Origin of the sequence: Photobacterium lutimaris (assembly GCF_003025555.1) — a bacterium.
In the GTDB taxonomy this organism is placed as follows: Bacteria; Pseudomonadota; Gammaproteobacteria; order Enterobacterales; family Vibrionaceae; genus Photobacterium; species Photobacterium lutimaris.
On the sequence record NZ_PYMH01000001.1, the window covers coordinates 741328 to 765674 of the forward strand.

Annotated in this window: 23 protein-coding genes and 1 riboswitch; of the genes, 18 read left to right on the forward strand and 5 right to left on the reverse strand. The window is 44.0% G+C overall.

What is annotated here, in order from left to right; all coding sequences use genetic code 11:
• The first annotated feature begins 20 nt into the window (after positions 1-20).
• Together C9I99_RS03140 and C9I99_RS03145 are read left to right on the forward strand one after the other, a co-directional pair.
• Positions 21-470, forward strand: coding sequence for an AraC family transcriptional regulator (locus C9I99_RS03140; protein WP_107347376.1), 450 nt, complete (start codon positions 21-23; stop codon positions 468-470).
• A gap of 452 nt (positions 471-922) precedes the next feature.
• Entirely contained in the window at positions 923-2092 is a 1170-nt protein-coding gene (locus C9I99_RS03145) for a sodium:proton antiporter (RefSeq protein ID WP_107347377.1), read from the forward strand.
• 141 nt (positions 2093-2233) lie between these two features.
• Here the strand turns inward: C9I99_RS03145 and C9I99_RS03150 are convergent, their stop codons facing one another.
• Positions 2234-3619 carry an MATE family efflux transporter gene (locus C9I99_RS03150; protein ID WP_107347378.1) on the reverse strand — a complete coding sequence of 462 codons (1386 nt, stop codon included), beginning with the start codon at positions 3617-3619 and terminating at the stop codon, positions 2234-2236.
• An 83-nt stretch (positions 3620-3702) separates the two neighbouring features.
• Here C9I99_RS03150 and C9I99_RS03155 point away from each other — a divergent pair, with 83 nt between their 5' ends.
• Positions 3703-4605 carry an AraC family transcriptional regulator gene (locus C9I99_RS03155; RefSeq protein WP_107347379.1) on the forward strand — a complete coding sequence of 301 codons (903 nt, stop codon included), beginning with the start codon at positions 3703-3705 and terminating at the stop codon, positions 4603-4605.
• 90 nt (positions 4606-4695) lie between these two features.
• On the opposite strand, the gene C9I99_RS03160 is transcribed toward C9I99_RS03155, so the two are convergent.
• Positions 4696-5046, reverse strand: coding sequence for a hypothetical protein (locus tag C9I99_RS03160; RefSeq protein WP_107347380.1), 351 nt, complete (start codon positions 5044-5046; stop codon positions 4696-4698).
• A gap of 439 nt (positions 5047-5485) precedes the next feature.
• Here C9I99_RS03160 and C9I99_RS03165 point away from each other — a divergent pair, with 439 nt between their 5' ends.
• The 13 genes from C9I99_RS03165 to C9I99_RS03225 all read left to right on the forward strand — a co-directional run bounded on the left by C9I99_RS03165 (position 5486) and on the right by C9I99_RS03225 (position 17559).
• Complete coding sequence (locus C9I99_RS03165) at positions 5486-7516, forward strand: alpha-amylase family glycosyl hydrolase (RefSeq protein WP_243734300.1); 2031 nt, start codon at positions 5486-5488, stop codon at positions 7514-7516.
• Between the two features lie 111 nt (positions 7517-7627).
• Positions 7628-7948 carry a divalent-cation tolerance protein CutA gene (cutA, locus tag C9I99_RS03170; RefSeq protein ID WP_107347381.1) on the forward strand — a complete coding sequence of 107 codons (321 nt, stop codon included), beginning with the start codon at positions 7628-7630 and terminating at the stop codon, positions 7946-7948.
• A 105-nt stretch (positions 7949-8053) separates the two neighbouring features.
• Positions 8054-9001 (forward strand): YbgA family protein, encoded by a 948-nt coding sequence (locus tag C9I99_RS03175; RefSeq protein WP_107347382.1) that lies wholly within the window; start codon positions 8054-8056, stop codon positions 8999-9001.
• A complete protein-coding gene (locus tag C9I99_RS03180; RefSeq protein ID WP_107347383.1) occupies positions 8991-9812 on the forward strand; it encodes a MerR family transcriptional regulator in 822 nt (273 codons plus the stop codon). Before C9I99_RS03175 ends, C9I99_RS03180 begins: the two co-directional genes overlap by 11 nt.
• Positions 9799-11241: a deoxyribodipyrimidine photo-lyase gene (gene phrB, locus C9I99_RS03185; protein ID WP_107347384.1), complete on the forward strand. Its 1443-nt coding sequence runs from the start codon at positions 9799-9801 to the stop codon at positions 11239-11241. Before C9I99_RS03180 ends, phrB begins: the two co-directional genes overlap by 14 nt.
• A gap of 47 nt (positions 11242-11288) precedes the next feature.
• Positions 11289-11720, forward strand: coding sequence for a nuclear transport factor 2 family protein (locus tag C9I99_RS03190; protein WP_243734301.1), 432 nt, complete (start codon positions 11289-11291; stop codon positions 11718-11720).
• Between the two features lie 2 nt (positions 11721-11722).
• Positions 11723-12463, forward strand: coding sequence for an SDR family NAD(P)-dependent oxidoreductase (locus C9I99_RS03195; protein ID WP_243734325.1), 741 nt, complete (start codon positions 11723-11725; stop codon positions 12461-12463).
• On the forward strand, positions 12460-13797 hold the full coding sequence (locus C9I99_RS03200) for an NAD(P)/FAD-dependent oxidoreductase (protein WP_107347386.1): 1338 nt from the start codon (positions 12460-12462) through the stop codon (positions 13795-13797). Before C9I99_RS03195 ends, C9I99_RS03200 begins: the two co-directional genes overlap by 4 nt.
• A complete protein-coding gene (locus C9I99_RS03205) occupies positions 13797-14645 on the forward strand; it encodes a DUF1365 domain-containing protein (RefSeq protein WP_107347842.1) in 849 nt (282 codons plus the stop codon). Before C9I99_RS03200 ends, C9I99_RS03205 begins: the two co-directional genes overlap by 1 nt.
• Positions 14646-14652: 7 nt before the next feature.
• Complete coding sequence (locus C9I99_RS03210) at positions 14653-15891, forward strand: SAM-dependent methyltransferase (protein ID WP_107347387.1); 1239 nt, start codon at positions 14653-14655, stop codon at positions 15889-15891.
• Between the two features lie 53 nt (positions 15892-15944).
• The gene (locus C9I99_RS03215) at positions 15945-16439 is read left to right on the forward strand and encodes a DUF2878 family protein (RefSeq protein WP_166645358.1); all 495 of its coding nucleotides are present in this window, start codon (positions 15945-15947) and stop codon (positions 16437-16439) included.
• A gap of 54 nt (positions 16440-16493) precedes the next feature.
• Positions 16494-17015, forward strand: coding sequence for a chalcone isomerase family protein (locus C9I99_RS03220; protein ID WP_107347389.1), 522 nt, complete (start codon positions 16494-16496; stop codon positions 17013-17015).
• A 10-nt stretch (positions 17016-17025) separates the two neighbouring features.
• A complete protein-coding gene (locus tag C9I99_RS03225) occupies positions 17026-17559 on the forward strand; it encodes a DUF3833 domain-containing protein (RefSeq protein ID WP_243734303.1) in 534 nt (177 codons plus the stop codon).
• Between the two features lie 89 nt (positions 17560-17648).
• Here C9I99_RS03225 and C9I99_RS03230 read toward each other — a convergent pair whose 3' ends face one another.
• Complete coding sequence (locus C9I99_RS03230; RefSeq protein WP_107347390.1) at positions 17649-19358, reverse strand: DUF2813 domain-containing protein; 1710 nt, start codon at positions 19356-19358, stop codon at positions 17649-17651.
• 226 nt (positions 19359-19584) lie between these two features.
• Between C9I99_RS03230 and C9I99_RS03235 the strand changes: the two genes are divergently transcribed.
• Positions 19585-19977: a VOC family protein gene (locus C9I99_RS03235; RefSeq protein WP_107347391.1), complete on the forward strand. Its 393-nt coding sequence runs from the start codon at positions 19585-19587 to the stop codon at positions 19975-19977.
• Positions 19978-20021: 44 nt separating this feature from the next.
• On the opposite strand, the gene C9I99_RS03240 is transcribed toward C9I99_RS03235, so the two are convergent.
• The gene (locus C9I99_RS03240; RefSeq protein WP_338069653.1) at positions 20022-20762 is read right to left on the reverse strand and encodes a YeeE/YedE thiosulfate transporter family protein; all 741 of its coding nucleotides are present in this window, start codon (positions 20760-20762) and stop codon (positions 20022-20024) included.
• Positions 20763-21128: 366 nt separating this feature from the next.
• Between C9I99_RS03240 and C9I99_RS03245 the strand changes: the two genes are divergently transcribed.
• Complete coding sequence (locus C9I99_RS03245; RefSeq protein WP_107347393.1) at positions 21129-22892, forward strand: bifunctional metallophosphatase/5'-nucleotidase; 1764 nt, start codon at positions 21129-21131, stop codon at positions 22890-22892.
• A gap of 377 nt (positions 22893-23269) precedes the next feature.
• Here C9I99_RS03245 and ribB read toward each other — a convergent pair whose 3' ends face one another.
• Positions 23270-23947 (reverse strand): 3,4-dihydroxy-2-butanone-4-phosphate synthase, encoded by a 678-nt coding sequence (gene ribB / locus C9I99_RS03250; protein WP_107347394.1) that lies wholly within the window; start codon positions 23945-23947, stop codon positions 23270-23272.
• A 158-nt stretch (positions 23948-24105) separates the two neighbouring features.
• A riboswitch (FMN riboswitch) is annotated at positions 24106-24278 on the reverse strand.
• Positions 24279-24347 lie beyond the last annotated feature (69 nt).

Sequence of the window (24347 nt, forward strand, 5' to 3'; positions counted from 1 at the left end):
TTCGTTGTGCAGGTAATGAGATGAAAAGTGAACATATAGCCAAAACCCATTTAGCCTATCTCAGGGTCATTGGACCTTATGGTGAAAACTATGAGCCTGCTGTTGATCGGCTATACCGCTGGGCTGGAGAGAACGACTTGCAAGGTGGGCAGTGCTTGTTTATCTATCATGATGATCCTGAAAAAACTGAGTCGTCACAGTGTCGAACGGACATCTGTTTGACGGTGCCATCTGGCACGGTTGTAAGCGGTGATATCGCTATACAGGTTTTGCCTGCAGGTAAATACTGTACACGTCGAGAAATAGTCCGGCATCAATCAGAGTATCCAGATCACTGGCAATCCCTTAAAAATGAAGTAAAAAACGCCGGATTTGAGAGTGAAGAGCGGCCATGTTTCGAGCTGTATCATAGTTATGATATTGAAACACATGTTGCAGACGTCGGCTTTTACTTAGCAGTTAAAGGCTAAAGATGCAGTCTTGATGTGGCGTTATTAATTCGTGTTACAAGGTGTGAGTTTTTGATTTGAATCAGTAAAGGCTGTATATGTTTATTGATAAGTGTAAATAAGTGCTTCATTTGATGGTTAAATATTTTCTATTATCGGTTAGACAGAAAAGACTTGAAGAAAAACCCGAGTTAAGGTTATTATTTACACATACAAAATCTCATCCTGATTTTTACTGTTTTACTCAAAATCCAGCATTATCCCTCTCTTAATGTATTTCATAATGTAAATCGCTGAAATAAATACTTAATGTTAATTGCTATTATAAATACATTCCTTATTTTTATTACAGTATCATACTTTTTTATACGTTAAATAAAACACCGCAATAAGTTTAATCAATATATTCATACTCAAGAATAAAATATAAAAGACGTTTGTAGAATGAAGGTTACTCTTAATAAGGTGTCAATGTGAAAAAAGTCATACTCTATTCAATCTTACTTTTGGTTGGCTTGTTCCTATCACAATTACTCCCGCTCTATATCGAAGGCTACGGTGCCTGGCAGCCAATGCTTATGGTTGTAACGATGTCGGCACTGGCTTACATCATGATTAATGTAGGGCGTGAGTTTGAGATAGATAAAAACAACTTGAAGCAGTACAGCTGGGACTACGTAGTGGCAATGACTACGGCAACATTTCCTTGGATTGCTGTTGTTCTGTATTTTATCTTTGTGCTGATGCCAAGTGACTTATGGTTCAATGCCGACGCATGGAAAGAAACCCTTGTAATTGGTCGCTTTGCTGCACCTACATCTGCGGGGGTACTATTTGCCATGCTTGCTGCTGCTGGTCTCGGTGCAACATGGATGTTCAAAAAGGCACGTGTATTAGCCATTTTTGATGATCTCGATACTGTTCTGCTGATGATTCCACTGACAATATTGGTGGTAGGTTGGCGTCCGGCTTTAGGCTTAACCCTAATACTGATGCTTGCACTGTTGGTTATCGGTTATAAGTATCTGCATAAGTGGAACATTCCTTCCTCTGCGGGCACGATTGTTGGCTATTCAGTCCTTATTGCTGGTCTTTGTGAGGTCTTTTACATCTCAACGGGTATTCACTTTGAGGTACTGCTTCCAGCCTTTGTGCTTGGTTGTATGATGAAGTCTCAGCACGAATCAACGAAAGATGCAAAAGTGTCAACGGTCGTTGCTGCTAGCTTCATGGTACTGGTTGGTTTGAGCCTACCTCAGATTTTCGGCGGTATTACCCCTGCAGATAACTCAAGTATTACTACTGCGATGCCTGCGATGGAGATGAGTGAAATTGCCTTCCACGTGATCATGATTTCTATCGTGTCGAATATTGGCAAGATGTTTCCGTTATTTTGCTACCGCAACGAAGCAACAGTAAAAGAACGTTTGGCTCTATCTATTGGTATGTGGCCGCGCGGTGAAGTTGGTGCTGGTGTATTGATGATCAGCATCGGTTATGGATTTGGTGGACCTATTGTGACAATCAGTATGCTGTCATTGGCATTGAACTTAGTGCTGACAGGATTCTTCATCATGATGGTACGTAGTTTGATTTTAAGCCCTGAAGAAAGAGGAGGCGTACATGAAAAAACGCGAGCTTAAGTTATTGGCAGCGGTAATCTCTATATTTTTACTTTCACTCGTTGTGGGTAGAGCTGCAGCCTAAAATATAGCTTAGATTTGATTGTAACTGGCTACGTCTCTCAATAGACGTAGCCAGTTTTTTTATATGGAGGTTAGTTATTAGGCTGTTGCTGGTTGAGGTTGAACAGTGAGGTTGTTTAGCCAGCGCCGTTTCATGTAACGGTTAAAGCATAATGATAATTTAACGGTTTCTTCAGCCAGTAAGGCTAAATATACCCAGCCAAAGGACCACTCACCAATAAATGCACCATAGGCAGTAAAGGGAATACCGATCATCCACATCGCGATGAAATCCATTCTTAAACAAAATAGGTTTTCCCCGCCAGTACGCAAAATACCGTTAATGATGATCATATTAAGCATTCTTAAGGTAATACCCAGGCTAATGACATACATAGCAGGCTGAGCCAGCGGTATTAAGTCCTCTTGGTTAAGGTTCAACCAAGATAGAACGAACTGATGGTTTAGATAAAGACATAGACCCATACCCATACCAATGATCAGGACAAACTTCAGGAAGAAGACCGTCATCGCTTGGGCCTTTTCAAACTCATCTCGTCCTAACGACTGCCCGATCAATACCGAGCAAGCGACGGATATCCCCATAAATACCGAATATAACAGTGACTCAAACGGACCTATCATGCTGAATACCGCCAACTCAGTCGTACCCATACGACCAAAAATAATTTGATAGGTCAGGGTGCCCAGTGCCCACAGAAGCGCGTTTAGAGACTGAGGGATCGCAATTTTACGGTAAGTCATCCACAGTGTTTGGTGATTACGAATAGCCCGGCTGACAATGAGCCAATGCTGGCGGTAAACCAGTACGGTACACATCATTAAAACCTGTGCGAATCGAGCAATCGTTGTTGCTAACGCGGCACCAGCAACGCCCATTGCTGGTATGCCTAACCCGCCTTTGATCAATAGGAAATTTAGCGTTATGTTCAACGCAATGGTAATGGCACCCAGAATAAGTGGTAGCATGGCATCATCACTAGCACGCAAGCTCGATTCCAGTGTAATGATGACATGTGTCAGGATCAGAACAGGAAAGCTATACCAGAGGTACTGACTACCTTGCATGATCACATCTAGATCATTCGTTTGAAGCTGCATGATCTGCGGAGCAAAAACAGTGATGACAAACGTAACGGGTACCATGATGGCAGCACCTAATTTCATGGCTTGAAATGTTACCGTTTTTGCATGAACACTGTCTTTTTTCCCCCAATATTGGGAAACTAAGATGCCATTGGCAGAAGCGAGGCCCGCCATGATCATAATGGCGACGAAGTGCCATTTCGACGCAATACCAACAGCCGCTGTGGCTGATTGGCCGAAATCGCTCACCATCAATACATCGGCAAGAGCGAGAATTGCCACTAAGGCACTTTGAATGGCAACGGGAAAAGCCAGCTTTGCTATACGAGCAAAGAGGTCGTTTGGCAGTGCTGTTTGTGTTTTTTTAATTGTTGTCATCGTCAGTCTCCGAATCATACCAATTAGAAATAGGTCGGCTTGGTAATGGACGGCAACTATAGCGAACCAGAAAATGGAGTGACATGTTAGAAAATACAGAAAACCTGTGCGAATCTGTCACTGTGGGTTTTGCCATGGTGCAACCCAAAACAGATTGGAATGAAGAGGTTTATCTCGCTCAAGCCTGTAAAGAGCGCTTTCTTACTCAGTCTGATCTACCTGAGTTGAATGACAGCGGTTTTTTTATGGCCGGACTGGCAGAGTTGGAGGAAGGGTATGAAATTGAACGGGTTGTTACAACCAATCACACCATACTGTTAACACAGGAAGGCATGGGGCTGCTAACTCTTACAGACAGGCAATATTATTTACTGCCTAATACTCTGACTGTTTTGCCGGCTGGTTTGCCATTTCGGTTTGAGCTGGCGGATAAAAAGAAAGGTTGGAAAATGGCTTGGGTACTGCTTAAGCCTGGAGAAAAATGGTTGCCATTGGTGGCTAATGGCCAGCGAGTAGAGCATACCCCAATCTGTGAGCAAGTGTGGTCTGTTATGAATTTACTGCACAGCGAAATTGGCGGAAGGGCGAGTTACAGAAAGCTATTTGCTAGCGAACTCTCTCGGTTGATGCTGGGTAGTGCGAATTTAGCGCCATCTAATTCGGTTTTGCGTGTTCAAAGTGTATTTAATGATATTGAATCACAACTTCACCTAAACTGGACTGTGAAAGGCATTGCTAAGCAGTGTTTTCTAAGTACTGAGCAGCTAAATAGGATCATAAAGCAGCTTTATCATTGTTCAACACAACAGCGCTTGATTCAGCTCCGCATGGAAAAAGCGGTAGACTTACTTCACTATCAAGAATGGACGATTGGTATGGTTGCCCAACGATTAGGTTATCAAGATCCATTCAACTTCACTCATCGTTTTCGCCAATATCATGGCTGTTCACCAAGGGAATACCGCAAGCGGTTGTTTGCAGGCTAATGACGCTTTCAGAAGTATGGCGCTTCAGAGTCGTAAAAGGTCTTATCGGCGTGAGCGATTATTCGCCGATAAGACACGGATGTACGTCGATTAACTACGTTTAGGCTGCTGGTAAGTACGACCTGCAGCTTGATAAACGTCTTTTGTTTTTACATCGAACATGTCGAGGAAGAACCAAGCAACAAACTTGATGACATCATCACCTACATTCATGATCCACTCAACATATTCTTCTTGCTCGCCTTCATCATTTTCTTGTAGCGAAACATGGTAGATGCGTTGTTCACCGTCGATTTCAGCCAGATTAAATTGACCGGTCAGTGATGCTGCAGCTTCAGCAATCTCTGTATCCTCATTGGCTTTAAGTGCCTCAAGAATCTGTGGAACAGAGTCCAATTCGCAAAGAGCTTTAACCAGCGTTTCAAATTGGTCGTGTTGCATGATTTAGTACCTATCATTAAGCAAAAATTGATTGCGCGTATTGTATCAGTGTAAATCAGATGGAAGACAAGTTTATGATGACACGTTGAATGAGTGCTGTTTTTTTAATCGCTTTTGCTTGGCTCTATATTCATTTTAATATTTGGGCGTTCATTCACGAACATCGTACTCCATACAATAGGTGACATGAAAATTCGCCCTTGCTAACAGTATGTGGTTTAGAAAGTTGCTAGAGGCGCTGCGTAATTTTGCTTTGCATCTCGTTTTGTAGAGCGATTATGTCCTTTATATCTCACTATTACCTCCGGTTTTTACTGCTATATTCCTCAATCACTCCTACGCCCCTTATCTACGCCTCCCAAATAAATGGGGGGGAGGGTATCGGTCATTCAAAGATATGAATAATAGAAAAAACAATAAATAAATTTGGAGACTCGTTGTGAAAAGGAACTTACGCTCTTTCCTCGCTGTGGCTATCGCTGCGTCTTTAGCTGCCTGTAATAGTGCAGATAATATTGGTGATGTTACTGACGTAAACTCAAATACCTACCTGTGCGATAGCACTTTGATGACGAAGGCCGATGACCTACGTATTTACCAAATCATGGTTGAGAGCTTTGTTAACGGTGATGATGCAATAGGGCATGGGACGGGCTATGGTACGAGCCACCATAAAGGTGATCTACAAGGCATCATAGATTCACTGGATTACATCGAGTCACTGGGTGTTAATGCGATATGGCTAACGCCAATCTTTGATTCTATCCCTGCTGATGGGCAAGACCACTGGGCTGATAGATTGGATGCAACCGGTTACTTTACCAGTAACTATTTTGCTGTCGACCCCCGCTTTGGCACTATGGAACAGGCGAAAGAGCTGGTTGAAAAAGCGCATAAAAAGGGGCTTTACGTCTTATTCGATGGGGTGTTTGGTCACCATAAAGACAATGTTGTGCCTTCGCCGCAAGGACGTCTACCTGTTGGTGATAGTAACCCCGTAAGTTATCCCGAGAGCCTGGCATTTTATCAAGAAGTCGCTACCTATTGGATTGAAGAGCTAAAAATTGATGGTTGGCGTCTAGACCAAGCTTATCAAGTGCCAACCGAAGCTTGGACTGCTATTCGATCTAGTGTTGATGAAGCATCGAAGTCTGTCACCTATGTTAACGCCAAAGGCGAGACGGTAAACCCGTTAGGCTACATGGTGGCAGAAATTTGGAATAACGAGAATTACATCAAGGAAACCGGTTACGGTGTAGAAGGGGCCCCTGCGCTGTGTTCAGCCTTCGATTTCCCTGTTCGCTATCGGGTTGTAGAGACGTTTGCCGCCAACGAAAATGGTATTGGTAGCAAAGGCGGCAAATGGCTGGATGAAGGGATGAACTTGCACAGTTTGTATCCTTCCCATGCTCAGCCCAACTTAATGCTTGGTAATCACGATTTGGTTCGCTTCGGTGATTTGTTGCAGCGAGGTAGTATTGCCTCGCCGGAGCAGGCTGAATATTGGGATAGGCACAAAGCAGCATTGTCCTTCCAAGCTGCATATACAGGGCCTATTACTCTGTACTATGGCGAAGAGATCGGCGATGAGCTAGAAGGTTACGCACAAAAAGTAGAGCAAGATTGTGCCGTTCAAGGGCTCTGTGATGACCATGTTGCCCGCACCAGTGCCAATATTGAGGGTATTACCGCTGATCTCAATGCCAAGCAAAGGGATTTGAAACAGTATGTCTCTCAACTAATGAAGCTGAGAGCGACCCATCCAGCTCTTAGCCGTGGTGAACGTATCAATATCGTTGCGAACGAAACGGTATATGTTGACCATAAACAAGCTGATGACGACGTTTTAGTTTATATGGTCAGCACAACTTCAGATCAAGATACTGTGGTATTGAAAGCCAGCGAGATTGCCTCAGAAGGTCAGCTGGTGGATTTAATGACAGGTAAAGTATATAGCCCTATTAATGGCGAGTATAAAATTAGCCTTTCACCTTTTGAAGCGAAGTTCTTGTCGATAGAGCAGCCTTCAGCGACTGGATTGACGAAAGTAGCCAATGTGGCTGCGACTTCTTCACTGATGGGAGAGGGTTTTATGGCTCAATGTGATAACCCTGCCGTGGAAGGTGCTGGACCAGTTGGTAAAACCTTGTATGTTGTCGGAGACTTTGTTGATGCTGGCTGGAAGCACAAAGCTAATCGCGCCTACAGTTATGTAGGTGACAATACGTATCAAGTTGTTGTCGATGAAAAGGCCGGTGCGTTTAGAATGCAATATGCGAGTCAGGACTGGTCGCCACAATTCACCGCTGATGGACTTGAGTTAACGCCAGGAAAGACCACCAACCTCAAGCGCGGTGGCTATGGTAAAGACACCGCCGTGACTCTACCTGAAGCCGGGAAATATGTCTGGAGCCTCAAGTTTACTGACAGCGGTGAGCCAGCACAATTAATGGTCTCTAAGTGTCCGTAATGTAAGAATTTAGATTCTTACTCGGATGCTGATAAACAAGAGGGGGCTTCATGCTCCCTCTTTTGTTATTGTTTTAAAGCGATATTTGAAGGTGAATAGGTAGAGGTGAAAATGAGTGACAAATGTGTGGTGATGACAACGTTTTCTGACGATGAGGTGGGTTCGAAGATTATTCATTCATTGATAGAGAAACGCTTGGCGGCATGTGTGCAAGTTCAGTCGATCGAAAGCTACTATCACTGGCAGGGGAAAGTGAATAAAGACCAAGAAAAGTTAGTTATCATCAAAACGACATTGGCACTGTACCGACAGGTTGAAGCCGATATTTTAGCTAACCATGATTACGATACCCCAGAAATTATTCAATTGCCGATTACAGCTGGGTATAGCGATTATCTACAGTGGATTGAGAGTGAATGTAAAGCGACCTGAGGGTGCAACTGACTGCACTTATACAAAAAAAATATTTGTATAATTGATCTATTCTACTACTCTTCCTTGTACAAGAGGTTAGTTTTGTACAAGGTAGGGACAGTCATGCAAATACCAGTTGGTATCAGCGCCTGCGTCTTGGGCGAGAAAGTCAGATTTGATGGCGGGCATAAATTAAACCGCTTTATGGTCGATGAGTTATCCAAATATCTTACTTTAAAACCGGTTTGTCCCGAAGTGGGTATTGGGATGTCTGTACCGCGTCCAGCTATCCGCTTACTTCAACTGCCTAGTGAAGACATACGTTTAGTTGACAGCAAGAATCAAGAAGTCGACTACACCGATAAAATGATTGCTTTTGCTAAGCAAAAGGTATCGCAATTCGATGATTTGTGTGGCTATGTAGTCTGTGCCAAATCGCCAACTTGTGGCATGGAGCGAGTTAAGCTCCATATTCCGAACAATAATACCATCCCAGGTGGCTCCGTCGGTATCTACACTCGTGAGCTAATGGCAAATATGCCTTGGCTACCGATTGAAGAAGACGGCCGTTTGAACGATCCTGTTCTTAGAGAAAACTTTGTTTTTCGCATTTTCGCCTTGAATGACTTTTATCATTCAGTGCGTGACCAACTTTCTGCCAATGCCATTGTAAAATTTCACTCCCGTTACAAGCTGGTGCTTATGGCCCACAACCCAAGTGCCTATAAAGCACTGGGTAGTATGGTTGCTCATATTAGCGAATGGGACATTAATGAGTTCTATCTTGAGTATCGCTTGCAATTTATGGCTGCAATTAAAGAGCGGGCCTCGAGAAAGAATAAAACCAATGTGCTAATGCATCTGCAAGGTTATTTCAAACGTTCTCTTACCAAAGAACAGAAGCAAGAATTATCAGAGTTAATCATGAGTTATAAAGAGGGTCACCAGCCAATTCTTGCACCAATGGCATTGATTAAACATTACTTAAGGGAATACCCGGATCCGTATCTGCAACTACAAACTTTTATTGACCCGTATCCGGAAGACTTGAAGTTACGCTATGGACTCTGAAAAAAAATATTTTGCAATTAAAGACGTTTCTGAAATCACCGGTGTCAACTCGGTAACCCTTAGAGCTTGGCAGAGACGTTACGGGTTACTATGCCCAATGAGAACAGATAAAGGACACCGCCTGTATTCCGAACATGACATCAGCACAATAAAAGAAATCGTTGAATGGCTGGATAAGGGCGTTGCTATAGGGAAAGTAAAGCCTATGCTTGGCAAACTTTCCCCAAGTATTGATGATGATCAAAATGAAAGCCAGAAAGCGATAGGTAATATTCTCTCTGCTTTGGCGCAATTAGATGCGATGTCATTAGATAGGCAGCTTATACAGCTGATGAAAGAGTACCCGATCAAGGTGTTTGAAAACAAAATTGCACGTGTCGTTATTCATGAAATACAGCAAGTAGACAACCCCTTAGTTGATATTCAAAGTGTGATTTGGATAAGTGTGCTTCAGGAACGTTGTTTGTCATTGGTTGCGGCCTCACGAAAGCGCAATAAAAAAACATGCATTCTGATGAGCTTTGATGAGCAGCCGACTTCCCGGTTCTGGTTACAAGCGGTAGAGTTATCCGAGGTGGGTTACAACGTCACTATGCTGCCGAGATTAAAAGGCAAACTGACACCATTGACCCCGCTGCTAAATTCATGGGCCGAGAAGAAAATAGTTTTAGAGGGCGAAAAAAAATTACCTCAGGATGTTGTCAGCCAGTTAGAACAGTTATTAAGTACGACAGAGTCAGAGCTATCAATGATAGGAAGCGTAAACACTATTCATCCTGAATTAATGGAGTGGCAACATGAGTCAGCGTAAACAGGTAGGATTAGTTTGGTTTCGCTCTGATTTGCGTATCGTCGACAATACGGCTTTATTCGAAGCAGCAACACGATGCGATCAGCTGATTGGCTTATATGTCTCCACGCCGATGCAATGGCATGAACACCATATTGCACCTATTCAAGTGGATTTAATCCGCCGTCGTTTACCGATACTGCGTGATCAACTCGCTAGCATTGGGATCCCGTTTGTTTTTAAAGAAGTTGCAGATTTTAAACAGATCCCACAGGCCATTTTGGATACTGTTAAAGATCACGGTATTTCGCATGTCTTTTGTAATAAGCAATATGAGTGGAATGAATTGCAACGTGATGACAATACGGGTCATCAACTTGCAGAACAACAGGTAAAATTCAGTGCATTTGATGATTGCTGTGTCATAGCACCAGGTAAGGTTCTAACCAAAAAAGGTGAAGCCTTCAAGGTCTTCACGCCGTTTAGAAAAGAGTGGCTAAATCTGTTTAGGGGGCTTGCACCATCACCTTTGCCAATGCCTGACTCTCTAAATTACCCATTTGAAAAACTCGAACAAAGTGATATATCAATAACTTACCCGCCGGCTGACAGTATGAGGTGGCCTGTTGAGGAAGAGACTATCCGTCAGCGATTGGTAACATTCTGCTATGAGAAGGTGGAGGATTACCATCAGCACCGAGATATACCGTCAATCGATGGTACGAGTTGCTTGTCTCCCTATTTGGCCTTGGGCATGCTGTCTCCACGACAGTGTTTAGCTGTACTGTTGGCCGTCAGCCCAATGTGCATGGATGAGCCGGAGGGCGGCGCATTTAGCTGGTTAAATGAAATTATTTGGCGAGAGTTCTACCGTCATTTATTAGTGGCGTATCCGAGTTTATGCCGGGGACAACCATTCCAGCAATGGACCCAAAATGTGAAATGGCAGCCATCTAGCGAGTTGTTATCGGCATGGCAGCATGGCTTGACGGGTTACCCAATTGTTGATGCCGCAATGCGCCAACTGAAACAAACAGGCTGGATGCATAATCGATTAAGGATGATTACGGCGAGCTTTCTTACCAAAGACTTATTAATCCATTGGCAAGCCGGTGAACAGTGGTTTATGTCCCAGTTAGTGGATGGCGATTTTGCGTCAAATAATGGAGGTTGGCAGTGGGCGGCCTCGACAGGAACTGATGCACAACCGTACTTTAGGGTATTTAATCCAACAACTCAGGGTGAACGTTTTGATCCAAAAGGGGAATTTATCCGTACTTGGTTGTATGAATTAAAAGACGTACCGGATAAATATATCCATCAGCCACATCTCTGGCCTGATAGCGGGAAATTAAACTATCCCAAGCCTATTGTTGATCATAAACAGGCAAGGTTGTTGGCAATAGCGTCATTTAAAACAGCGAAAGATGAATATAACCCATTAATTTGAATGATCACACGATGATCTGAAGCTGGATGTTGAATTCGGGAGTAACTATGGATGAGCACACGGTTGAGTTAACAGACAAGTTCGTTGCTATTTATCAGAACCTTGATAAGCAAGATCTGTCAGTACTTCAAGATATCTATCATTATGACATTGTCTTTGAAGACCCTGCTCATCGTATCGAAGGTTGGTCTCAGCTTTCTCATTATTTTACCCGGTTATTCGATGCCGTTGAATATTGTCGGTTTGATATTTCAGATCATATCTGCCAAGGCGATACCGCTTACGTGCAATGGATTATGACATTTAAGCACTCAAAACTTCAGTCAGGAAATGAACGGTTGGTTCATGGCTGTTCAAGGCTGAAATTCGCTGATGGGAAAGTCATACGCCATCGAGATTATTTCGATATGGGGGAGATGATTTATGAAGGGATCCCTGTGCTAGGCTCGATTGTTCGCCACCTAAAAGCGAGGCTGTGATCATGGCAATGAGTAAACAAGTACTGATTACTGGGGCGAGCTCGGGTATCGGTAAGCAACTCGCTATCGATTACGCCAATGAAGGCTGGAAGGTAGTGGGTTGTGGGCAAAATGCAGAGCGATTACGAGCATTGAGCGATGCGAATGCCAATATCAATACTGTTAGTTTTGATGTCACAAACAATGCTGATGTTCATGAAAAACTAGACGCATTAACGGACGTTCCACAGCTGATTATTCTTAACGCTGGGACGTGTGAATACATTGAGCATGGTCAGATTGATGTGGAGCTATTTCGTCGCGTATATGAAGTTAACATCTTTGGTTTGCTCAACTGTATTGAGGCACTGCAGTCATCATTCGATGAAAATACACACCTCGTTATAGTTGGATCGACGGCATCGTATATTCCGTTGCCTAGAGCAGAAGCCTACGGTTCATCAAAAGCTGCTGTGGCATATATTGCTAATACGCTAGCAGTTGATTTAGCGAAAAAAGGGGTAGCGGTCAGCCTAGTGAGTCCAGGCTTTGTAAAAACACCATTGACTGATAAAAATGACTTTGCGATGCCAATGTTGATGACTCCTGAGTTTGCCTCAGAAAAAATTCGGCAGGGTATTGCAGCAGGAAAAAAAGAAATTCACTTTCCGCTTAAATTTAGTTTGTTCTTGAAGTTTATCGCTTTATTACCCATCAGGTTGCAATTGGCTACCGTGAAATGTATGACAGGGAAAACCACATGAAAATAGCAATTATTGGTAGTGGAATATCAGGTTTAACTTGTGCACATTACTTAGATAAGCATCATGATATCACTGTTTTTGAAGCCAATGACTATATTGGTGGTCACACTGCCACCGTCGATGTTGAGGTTGCCAGTGGCCAATATGCCATTGATACGGGTTTTATTGTATTCAACGACAGAACATATCCGAAGTTTGAGCGCCTGCTTAGTGAAATAGGGGTGTGTGGTGAACCGACAGAGATGAGTTTCAGTGTTAATAATGCGCTAAATGGGCTCGAATATAATGGCCACCACCTGATGTCGATGTTTGCACAAAAAACAAACATCCTAAACCCAACATTCTATCGGTTTATCTTCGATATCCTTCGTTTTAATAAGCTGGCAAAAGAGGTCGATTTAGTAACGGAAACGAGCCAAACCTTAGGTGAATTTTTAAGTGCGCATAAGTTTAATTCATATTTTTGTGAAAATTATATTCTTCCTATGGGGGCCGCTATATGGTCGTCGACGCTGTCAGATATGCGCCAATTTCCATTCACCTTCTTTGTGAGGTTTTTTCGAAACCATGGTTTGTTGGACGTCAGCAATCGGCCGCAATGGTATGTGATCCCTGGAGGGTCGCGTGAATACGTGAAGCATCTCATCATTCCTTTCAAAGATAAGATACGACGGGCATGCCCGGTTACCTCAGTCAAGCGAACGCATGGGAAAGTTGCCGTAACAGCTAATGGTATCAGTGAGATCTTCGAACAGGTCATATTTGCCTGTCATAGCGATCAAGCCCTGAACATGCTCGTTGATTCCACGGAGGCTGAAAACAAAATATTGGGCGAACTGAAATACCAAAAAAATGATGTTGTGCTTCACACCGATGAGTCGTTATTGCCTAAGCGCAAGGCGGCATGGGCATCTTGGAATTATCACTTGGGTAATAATGAGAATGGTCAATGGGAAGATAAGCAGACAACGCTAACGTACAACATGAATATTTTGCAAGGTATTGAATCACCAGAAACATTTTGCGTGACATTAAATCAAACAGACCAAATTGCACCGGAAAAAATCTTACGTAAATTCGTTTATTCACATCCGGTATTTTCTACCGAAAGTATCAAAGCCCAGCAGTGCCGAGAGCAGATCAATGGCGTAGATAGCACATGGTACTGCGGAGCATATTGGTACAACGGGTTCCATGAAGATGGCGTGCGCAGTGCTTTAGATGTTGTTGAATCAATCGCAAAGCAGGCACTTGGTCAAAGTCAACAATTACCCGAACACGCAAATAAAGCCAATGGAAAGGTTGAATCTGTGGTTAGGAGCGAGGGAGCATGATGCGTAGCGGCATATTTTCTGGTGTTGTTAGGCATCGTCGATTTACGCCGGTGTCACATCAGTTTCAATACCCAATGTTCATGCCTCTGATTAACCTTGATGAACTTGCGCAGCTTGAAAAGTGTGTATTTGGCTTTGGCCGCCACTGGTATCACTTCGCTCGATTCAAGGTTTCTGATTATTTGAGGGAGTCAGAACAGGTTCAGGCATCTGTGGGCGCAGACATGGCAGGACAAGCAGAGGCGTTGAAATCAGCGGTGTTTGAAAAGTTGCATGAGCTTACCAATGAGTCAATGAGCGGTGATGTTTTCATGCTTTGTCAGTTGCGCTATGCCGGGTGCTATTTCAGCCCATTAAACATGTATTACGTGTTCGATGATGAGGGTAAATGGCGCTGGGTGTTGGCCGAAGTGAGCAATACCCCCTGGAATGAAAAGCATTACTATGCATTACCCGCTGTGGGCCAGTGGGATAAACAACACTGGCATGAGAAAAAAGCCTTTCATGTTTCCCCGTTCAACCCCATGACGCAGCATTACTATTGGAAATTAAAGGAGCCGTCTTCAAAAGTCTTTCTTCATTTAGATATTCATGACAGGAAAAGTGACAACAAGGTGCTGGATGCAACAATGTCACTGAAGCGATTCCCAATGACGTCATCGGCTCTTTGGCGGCACATCGCACAAACGCCGATTCAAACCGTGAAAGTCGTTTTTGGTATTTATTGGCAGGCATTGCGTTTGTGGCTTAAGAAAGTGCCATTTCATTCGCACCCGGTAAACATCCAGTCTCAGTCTGCGGTAAATGAAAACAAGCATTTTCCTCCATCATCAGACCATAAGGAGTAGAGGCATCATGTTGAATAGTGAAGTTAGCCAAGGAGCCTTGGCTCTAACAGGTGCAGACCGCGTTGCGAGGAAAATCATTTATAGCTTTTTGGATCAACTAAGCGGTTGCGGCTTGATGGTGTCAGAGGTCAATGGTGATACCCAACAATTTGGAGATAGAGCTGCAGAGTTGCAAGCACAATTGATCGTCAAGCACCAAGGGTTTTATAAGCGGATTTTAGATGGCGGAAGTATCGCTGCAGGTGAAGCCTATATGGACGGTTGGTGGGACTCACCTGATTTAACACAGGTTGTTCGGGTATTGGCAAGAAATATGCCGATCCTTGACAACATTGAGTCAAAGGTAGGTTGGATAACCGCAGTAAAAGACAAGTGGCTCCACTACACAAGACGAAACAGCAAGCAGTCTTCGAAAAAGAATATTCTTGCTCATTATGATCTTGGTAATGACTTCTACCGTACTTTTTTAGATGAAAACATGCTTTATTCGGCAGCCATCTACGAGAGTGATGAGACAAGCCTTTATCAAGCCCAGTTCAACAAAATGGATCGTTTGTGCAAGCAGCTCGATCTTAAGCCTGAAGATCATTTGTTGGAAATAGGAACCGGCTGGGGTGCATTGGCTGTCCATGCTGCTAAGTATTATGGCTGTAAGGTAACAACGACAACGATTTCTGATGCACAGCACCAATGGGCGAAGCAGCGGATTGAACAAGAAGGCCTTAGCAACAGAGTAACATTGTTGCTTGATGATTACAGAGACCTGACAGGTAAATACGATAAGATCGTATCGGTTGAGATGATAGAAGCTGTGGGTAAAGAGTATTTGACCACTTACATCAAGAAGTGTCAGTCGCTACTCAAAGATGATGGCTTACTTGCTATACAAGCGATCACAATGACTGACCAACGATATGATAGTTATAGTAAAGGTGTTGATTTTATACAGAAATATATATTTCCTGGCGGGTTTTTACCGTCAGTTACGGTGCTATCACAACACCTAACGCAGCATACAGATTTTGTTATTCGTGATTTGAAAGATATGGGAATGGACTACGCGAGAACCTTGTCAGATTGGCATAAAGGCTTCAATGAGAACATTGATCTATATATGCAACAGGGTTTTGACGAGCGATTTATTCGAATGTGGCGTTACTACCTTTGTTATTGTGAAGGTGGTTTCCTTGAGAGAAGTATTAGCACTGTCCAGCTGGTTGCGAGTCGAGGCGGGTGGCGATTCTGACATAGGATTAGTCGCCAACAGCAATGCAATACTGGACAGCAAAGGTGATTAGAATGTCTGGTAAAAAGCTAATATTGGTAGGCCTGCTATTTAATGTTTATTGGCTAATAGCGGTGTTAGGACAACAGGTTTATGTGTGGGTACTTGTGCTTCTTTTTTCGGCCTGCTGGTGGACATTTCCATCGGTTGGGCGGTATGCCTTTGCTATCGCTGGCAGCGGAATATTGATGGATGGGGCTCTCAGTTTTTCTAATGTTCTGGACTTCCAAGGTGTATTGATACCAATTTGGCTGATGATGCTGTGGTTAGGTTTTGGAGCATTTGTCTGGTTTATGAGAGAGACGATAGCCAAACATTCCGCTGTGTTTATTGGTTTGCTTGGAGGCGGTGGCGGAGCCATGAGTTACTTCGCGGGTCATCGTCTTCAGGCAGTGCAATGGCCATTAGGCGTTGAACTCACATTAATGATTTTGTTTGTGAGTTGGTTTGTTCTCTCAATGACGATCGTTTTGATGATAAAGCGGCAAGTGTTGTGTGAAGCAACATAACTTTCTACCTCAATCTACTTTTTTCAGGTTATCTGATGCCTAAAAGGGGGATATATGAAACAGATATACTCCAACTTTATTCGTACCGTTATTGCTGTTGGCTCCCTGTGTTTCTATTCATTCAGCGTTAATGCTTCGACACCATGGCAGGCTTGGCCTGCGGTCGGTGATGCACGATTAACGTGGGGGCCGTGGGTGATTTATGATTCAGAACTACGCTCACCTGATGGTGTATATCAGGGGGAGGGAGACCACCTCGCACTCGTTATCCGGTATCACCGTAATATTGATAGTGAAGATCTGATTGAGGCGACTGACGACCAGTGGCGTCACCTTGGGATCAGTTCATCGAAACGAAGCCGATGGACAAACCAGTTGGAGCAGATATGGCCTGATGTGAAGAAAGGAGACCGATTGATCTTTGTTATGGAGGGTAACCAAGGGGCTTTCTTCCAAGGTAATCGTCGAATTGGTGTATTGCAGGATTTCGAAATGTCGCAGTCATTTCTTTATATTTGGCTATCGCCTAATACGGCATATCCAGAAATCCGGCAGCAGTTAATTGGCAAACGTTAGGCTAGAAGTCATGAATTTGATTAAAAAAATGGTGTGGGGTGCAATGTGTTTGTTTGGGCTGCTAGGCTGCAGCGCTTCCATCAACGATTATCAGAATACCAGGCCTATTTTTAACGTATTCAGTTATTTTGAGGGCGATGTTACGGCATGGGGAATGTTGCAAGATAGGAGTGGAAAACAAACAAGGCGCTTTACTGTCGATATCAAAGGGACTGTTGCGAACGACACATTGACACTCGAAGAAGACTTTGTCTTTGATGATGGAGAAATACAGCGACGTGTATGGATGATTACTCAACAGCCTGATGGTACATATACAGGTCGGGCAGATGATGTTGTTGGCGAAGCAAAAGGCGTTGCTTTGGGCAACACATTACACTGGCAATATGTACTGCGTGTTCCTGTCGAAAACACAACCTATGACATTACCTTCAATGACTGGATGTATTTGCAAGACGATAAACACTTATTTAATACAGCAAAAATGACTAAGTGGGGGTTTTCGGTAGGTACGGTGACACTGTTCTTTGAAAAGCAAAACTGAGTCTCACCAAGTACGCACTTTCCAAACTTAGCTACAGTATATTAATTCTTGCTAACTGACTCTGCATCTTGACGTCGCTGGGGGAGGCTTTAGTTTTGCCCTCGCGACATAGCAACAATACGTTTAAGGATCCAACGAAGTAACAAAGGAATATTTTCAATATTCTCTTGTTCAATGTAGTTTATCATTGCCAAGGCAATATCAGGCTTGGCATGGCGTTTCAACGCTCGTTGAATAATTTTCTTCGGGGTTATAGGTGTGTCTATTGCAATGTTTGCTAACTCGCGAAATAGCGTTTCGAAGCCGTTGAAAAACAGAAAGTGTTCGATATCCCGCTTGGGTAGCACGGTTAGCCGATGACGTTCTGCTTCATTGCCTAAAATGCTCCGTACAGCATCTGCATATTTTTTTCCTGCCATATCTCCATCAGCAACCATATGCCATTCAATACCAAAACGGCGAGCCACTTTAATGAGTGGCTTTAACCCACTCTGTGCAAACTCGATGATCTGTACTCCTTCTGCAGCGAGGTTATAGCCACATATCCTTGCCAGTTCATTAAACAGCCAAACCTCTGTTTCTCCTTCTACCAGTAGCCATGCGCGGGCGAAGAGAGCGCTAGGGCGATGAACGCGTAGGTGGAAAGTAACACGCCGCTCTTCGTCTCGATTAAGGCGGTGATCAGTAATGGAGTAAACTTTGGTTTTACCAGGCTTCCTGATGAGTTTGCTCACGTTTTCTAACGGTACAACGGAGCAAAGATCTGGACTGTTTGTGGTGAGTATTTTTTGCATCGGCATTTTACTGATAAATGTCCATGCTTGGTGAAGAATCGTTGGGTGCAATCGACCCTCTGGATCTTCAAAGATCATGATAGGTCTTGAAATACGTTTCAGTTCAACGGGGCCTCTTGCTCGAATAAATGCATTAAGTAGTCCCATCAAGACTAATCGACTTTGCTTAGTGGTTTCGGGCTCTGTGAGTTGTTCCAGAGGGTTAATTGCGTATTGAGCCCGCTCAGGGAAGTGAGCCCGATCGAAATTTGGACTATGGTAATGTGGCGTGAAAGCAAAGTAATGGTCAACCAGAGTACGTAGTGCATTGATGCTGCTTTTAATTTCAGCTTGGCTGACATGGCCGGGTTTGGTCATTAAGCGCCGGCATGTATTATCGAGCCTTCGCTGGATCCGAGCGTTGTCATCATTGCGCCGTTCTATGTTGCTGTTGCCGTTGCTCCCGTTGCTCCCGTTGCTCCCGTTATTTCCGTTACCTGACGTTGAGGAGTTGTTTGGTCGGTATTCTCGTAGCCGGCGGGCATCACGTATTCTTACAATAGGGTGTAATACCATTAATTGTTTTGCGAGTTTTTCACTATCTTTACAATCAATGGGTTCCCCTTGTTTGTTGAGGAATCGACGTTGTGTCGTAATTTTGTCAGCTTTAACGCTACTGGTTATTTGATAGATTAGCTCCATGCATTGCTCTTTGCCTGTTTTCACCCAGACCGGAGAAAAAGCTTTGTAACGTCTTGCCTTATGTTCTCCTGGGTAATCTTCCTGCCAATGAAGGATGATATTAAGATGATTCATCTTGGCATGGCCAGCACTGTAATCGACATGAAAGTCATCAAACTGAAAGGTATGAAAGGTTGCGTCTGGTGAAAGGGCGATGTCGAGCGAATCCAGTAAAGAGGACTTACCCCAAGCATTTTCACCGATGAGTACAGTGAGCTCTTCGAATGGCAGTGATAATCGCTTAATACCGCGAAAGCCTGAAATTTCAATGCGTTTTAACTGCATAGCCACCTCAATAGATGAATAGGAACAAACAAAGACGTTTTATCGTTTGTTAACCCTATACGTTAAGCCTATCTCATCAGACGCTGAACTGGCGATGTATTTGTCACAATATTGAAAATTTAACTATTTGAAAGGGAAAGGGAAACTGCTTGTTGTCTGGTTATCATGTTGTTATAGTCAGTGACCAATAACAATACTAACTAATTGATTATCAAGGATATGTTAGATGGCTAAAATAATTCACTCAATGGTACGTGTCGGCGATTTAGATAAATCATTGAAATTCTACAAAGAAGCATTGGATTTGGATGTCGCCGAGCGTCTGGACTTTGAAGGCTTTAGTTTGGTTTACCTTCGAAATGATGAAAACGATATGGAACTTGAGCTTACGTGGAATGAAGGTACCGAAAGCTATACGCATGGTAGCGGCTACGGTCACATTGCCGTCGCGGTTGATGAGCTGGAATCAGAGCATCAGAAACTGACGCAGCTCGGCTATGAGCCTGCGGACATTAAAGAGTTTTTCCGTGAAGACCAACTGTTGGCTAAGTTTTTCTTTGTGCAGGATCCTGATGGCTACAAAATTGAATTTTTGCAACGTCATGGACGCTATCAATAATTAAACGTTAACGGCTTCACCGCCATTATCAAGATAAAACCACGCTATTTCGGCGTGGTTTTTTTGCTTATTCGTTTATAAAATTTCCGGAACGCCAGGCCTGTCGCTATACCTATGATGATAAATAGTGTGGCAACCGCACCTGATGGAGAAAATGCAGGTAAGGCGATGAGTAGCTGTGAATCATTTCCACCTAGGGCCAGTGAAGCGCCAAGCCCCATGATGATACCTGCAAATAAATGGGCAAGAAGCTGTTTGGTACGAAACTGGAAAGCTCTCAGTGACAGTCTGTTCTTAGAGCCAAACGCCATCCCCGCGACTAAACCGGTAATAATGAAATATCGATCAAGCGCTGGCCAGTTGCCCGAATTATTGTGATAAAAGCGATAGGAAAGATCTTTCAATAATTGGCTTGGGGACCATTGTGGTTCGATAAGGGTTAAGAGGCTTGCAGTGACTCCAAAGAACATCACGCCGAACATCAACATTCGTCGCTCCGTTGAGGTTTGAATGGTAGTGATAAATAGCATCAACAAGAGAGGGATCAGAATGGATAATATAGGGGTATCTATCGCGTCAAGTGGCAGGTAACTAATCGGTGGGGTTAAGGTCGGCAGTAATAACCAGCCAGCGATCCAACCAAAAATTGTTGCCAACATATAAAAATGGCCACTTGCCAGCTTGGAGATGGTTGAAATTGAACAACCTTTGTTTAACGCGGCACCTAGGCCAAATAAAAGCCCACCCAGTAAGAAATGAACAGTGCCATCAAAGCGATTGGCCAAGAACGGGACCCAATCCTTTCCAGTGATGGGTACAATGAGCCAATACCAGAAGCCGCAGCATACTATGGCCAATAGAAAAGCGGGACGGCGGGCAATTAATTCGTGTACGCCGCGTACCATACACAGGCCCGTTCTCTGAGCGAGAAAGCCGACTAGGATGGCAAGAAAGATTGCGACTATCGATAGCACCACTATCATCCGCCTGTCATGAATTTGATATAGCTTTAAATATAATACGGAATGCCAAATGTGATCATATCGACACTGTTCGGTGTAACCAATAAACAATTATTTATAAAAATCTGAGATTGAACGGGTTTTGAGATAAGATAGTGTTTCCCTATCTGTGGAGGCCTACAACGCTTTATGACACAACATCATCGCTCGGCAAAGATAACCATTGCCCACATTAATGATACCCACTCACACTTTGAGCCATCGACCATTGCTTTGCAGATCCCTTTGGATGCGACTGAGCCGCCAATGCCGGTCTTTGCGAGCTGTGGTGGTTTCTCTCGGGTATCCTCTGCGGTGAGAGAGGTAAAGAAACAGGCGCTATTACAAGGCCGTGAATTTATGTTTGTCCATGCAGGTGATTGCTTTCAAGGAACGTTGTTCTTTTCGCTGTATAAAGGGGTTGCTAACGCTGATCTTCTTAATGCAATCCAGGTAGAAGCGATGGTGCTTGGTAACCATGAGCTCGATATGGGCAACCAGATGGTCGCTGATTTCATGGATCTTACTCACTTCCCATTGCTGGCAGGGAACTGGGACTTATCTAAAGAACATCAATGTAAGCCAAATCCACTGTCGCCTAAACCCAATGTATTGGCCTATGACAACGAAAATGAGCATGCTAAATATCTCGTTAAAGATGTTGATGGCGAGCCAGTCGCCATGTTTGGGTTAGCGATTGAAAACATGGCGGGCATTGCCAATCCTGATCCCGACACGCATTTCCTCAATGTTTCGTTGGTGGCACAGAGGACAGTTGAGGTGATTCGCCACGCGGGGATCAATAAAATTGTTGTTCTTAGTCACCTCGGTTATGAACGTGATTTAGAGTTAGCGGAGCAGATTGACGGTATCGGTGCGATCATTGGCGGGCACACCCACACCATGCAAGGTGATTTTAGTAATATTGGCTTCAGTGTTTCTGATGAGTATGCGATACAGGTTAATGGAACCTGTGTGGTTCAAGCGGGCTGTAACGCGTTAGCCTTGGGTCAACTAGAGCTCGACTTCAATCCAGATGGCTCGGTTGCTAAAGTTTCAGGTAAAAATCAATTGTTGCTGGGTCGACAATTTACCGTAGATGCTAGCCGCAGTGAGCATCTAGACGACTCTACTCACCAGATGGTGAAAGACTACCTTTATGCACAAGGTAACGTCCGTTTCTGTGTTAAAGACCCGCATATCGAGAACTTGCTGAATCAAAACTACCGACCGGCGGTAAGGCAGCTTCAGACCAAACAAGTCGCTGTGCTGACAGAGCCTCTGCGTCATATTCGGGTGCCAGACCAAAAAGGCCCGAGTCAAATAGCACCGCTTGTGGTTGATAGTTTCGTGTGGTCTTCAAGACAACGTGGTCATGCCGTGGATTTCGGTATTCATAATGCGGGTGGGGTGAGGGCATCACTGCATGCCGGACCAATTACTGCCGCAGATATATCAGGCCGCTTGTTGCCCTTTGCAATTGGTTTGATGGTCTATGAAGTCAATGGTGATCAACTACGCGCTGCGCTTGAAGGGGCCATTAATAATGCCATTGATAATGGTGTGGAAGGTACGGGGAGTGGTAGCTTCCCATATACTTCTCGTTTGAAATATACCTACCGTTGTTGTGCCCCCGAAGGACAGCGGATTGAGGAATTAAAACTGTACAGAAACAGCGCCTGGGAGGATGTTCAAGACGCGTCGGTCTACTTGTCAGTGTCTTCTGGTTACACGGCAACAGGAAAAGAAGGTTATGGCGCACTGCTAAATACCAAAGCTGAACCGATTCCTTTGAATATTACGATGGCTGATGCCTTTGAAGAATACGCAAGAAGCCGAGAGTCATTCGGGGCGTTTGAACAGACAATGATTAACTTTATACCGTGTGGCTGTGAACAAGAACATGTTGCCTAGATAGTGCTCGGCAACTTAGCATAGACACTTTATAAATCCGGTAGGTCACTTACCGGATTTTTTTATTTCATAAAAACGACGTTGTTGATAATGAGATATTGGTTACAGATTATATTTGGCAGGGGAATCTTATCGCGCCCTTATGGTCACAAAGATGGGTTGCATATATCTACGATGCATTGTGAATGAGAATTGATTTAATCTGGAGTCATGGATGAATAAAGACTGGGGTGATGTCGCGATGATAGTGGGGTGGGTATCAGCATGGGGAGTATTGATACATTTCATGCCATCAGCAGGGATGTAAGAATTAGATGATGTTGCCGAGCATCGTTAATGCTCGGCAATTTCAGAAGATACTTATGTGTGCTTTTAGGTTAAGCCGTTAGCGTCTCAACGGATTCAGAGTTGGCGACTTCTTTCGCCAAACGATAAGCCGCGAGATCTTCAATAGTCAGCACTGGCATGTTGTGTCGTTTGCCGAACTCAATGACTTCAGGCAGGCGCGCCATTGTACCGTCGGGGTTTGTTAGTTCACAAAGTACACCGAAAGGCTTCATTCCTGATAAGCGCATCAGATCGACAGTTGCTTCGGTATGGCCGCGACGAGCTAATACGCCTTCTGGGTTCGCTTTCAATGGGAAAACGTGTCCAGGACGACTGAGGTCAGCAGGGACGGCATTATCAGCAATCGCTGCTTGAATCGTCGTTACACGATCCGCGGCTGACACTCCGGTTGTAACACCTTTGGCCGCTTCGATTGTTACGGTGAAGCCTGTTTGGTTTGCACTGGTGTTGTTTTCAACCATCATCGGTAGTTCAAGCTGTTTAACGCGCTCATCAGTTAAGCACAAGCAAACAATACCAGAACACTCACGGATCATCAGTGCCATCTGCTCGCTGGTTAATGTTTCTGCTGCAAAAATGATATCGCCTTCGTTTTCACGATCTTCATCGTCAACAACCAGTACGCCATGACCTTGGCGGATAGCTTCGAGACCAGCTTCAACACGTTCGAACGCTGAGCCAAATGGGGTAAGTAGAGACTGATTCATGGTAAGGAACTCCTAAAATAAAAATTACCAGAATCAGGGCATGGAAAGTCAGCAAGCACAGTCACACAAGTAACTGGCAAGAAAAGATATACAGCGTCACTGAAAAGTGGCGATACTGCATAAAAGATCCTCGTCCATTTGATAGACAAGTACTGTACTGAGATCCTCTTTCATCCGGACTATAACCGTCGGCTCTGGAATGGAAGGCAATGCCTGTCTGGACCAGATCTGCTGACCTTACCCCATGAAAATAATTGGAATAAGCGCTCGCGGGCTTTCCTTATTAAGGACTACCGCCGGTGGGGAATTTCACCCCGCCCTGAGAATTCTTTTGCACTATAAGGAAAAGAAAAAATACGTGCAAGACGATAAGACCTATTTATTTGATAATTTTGACATC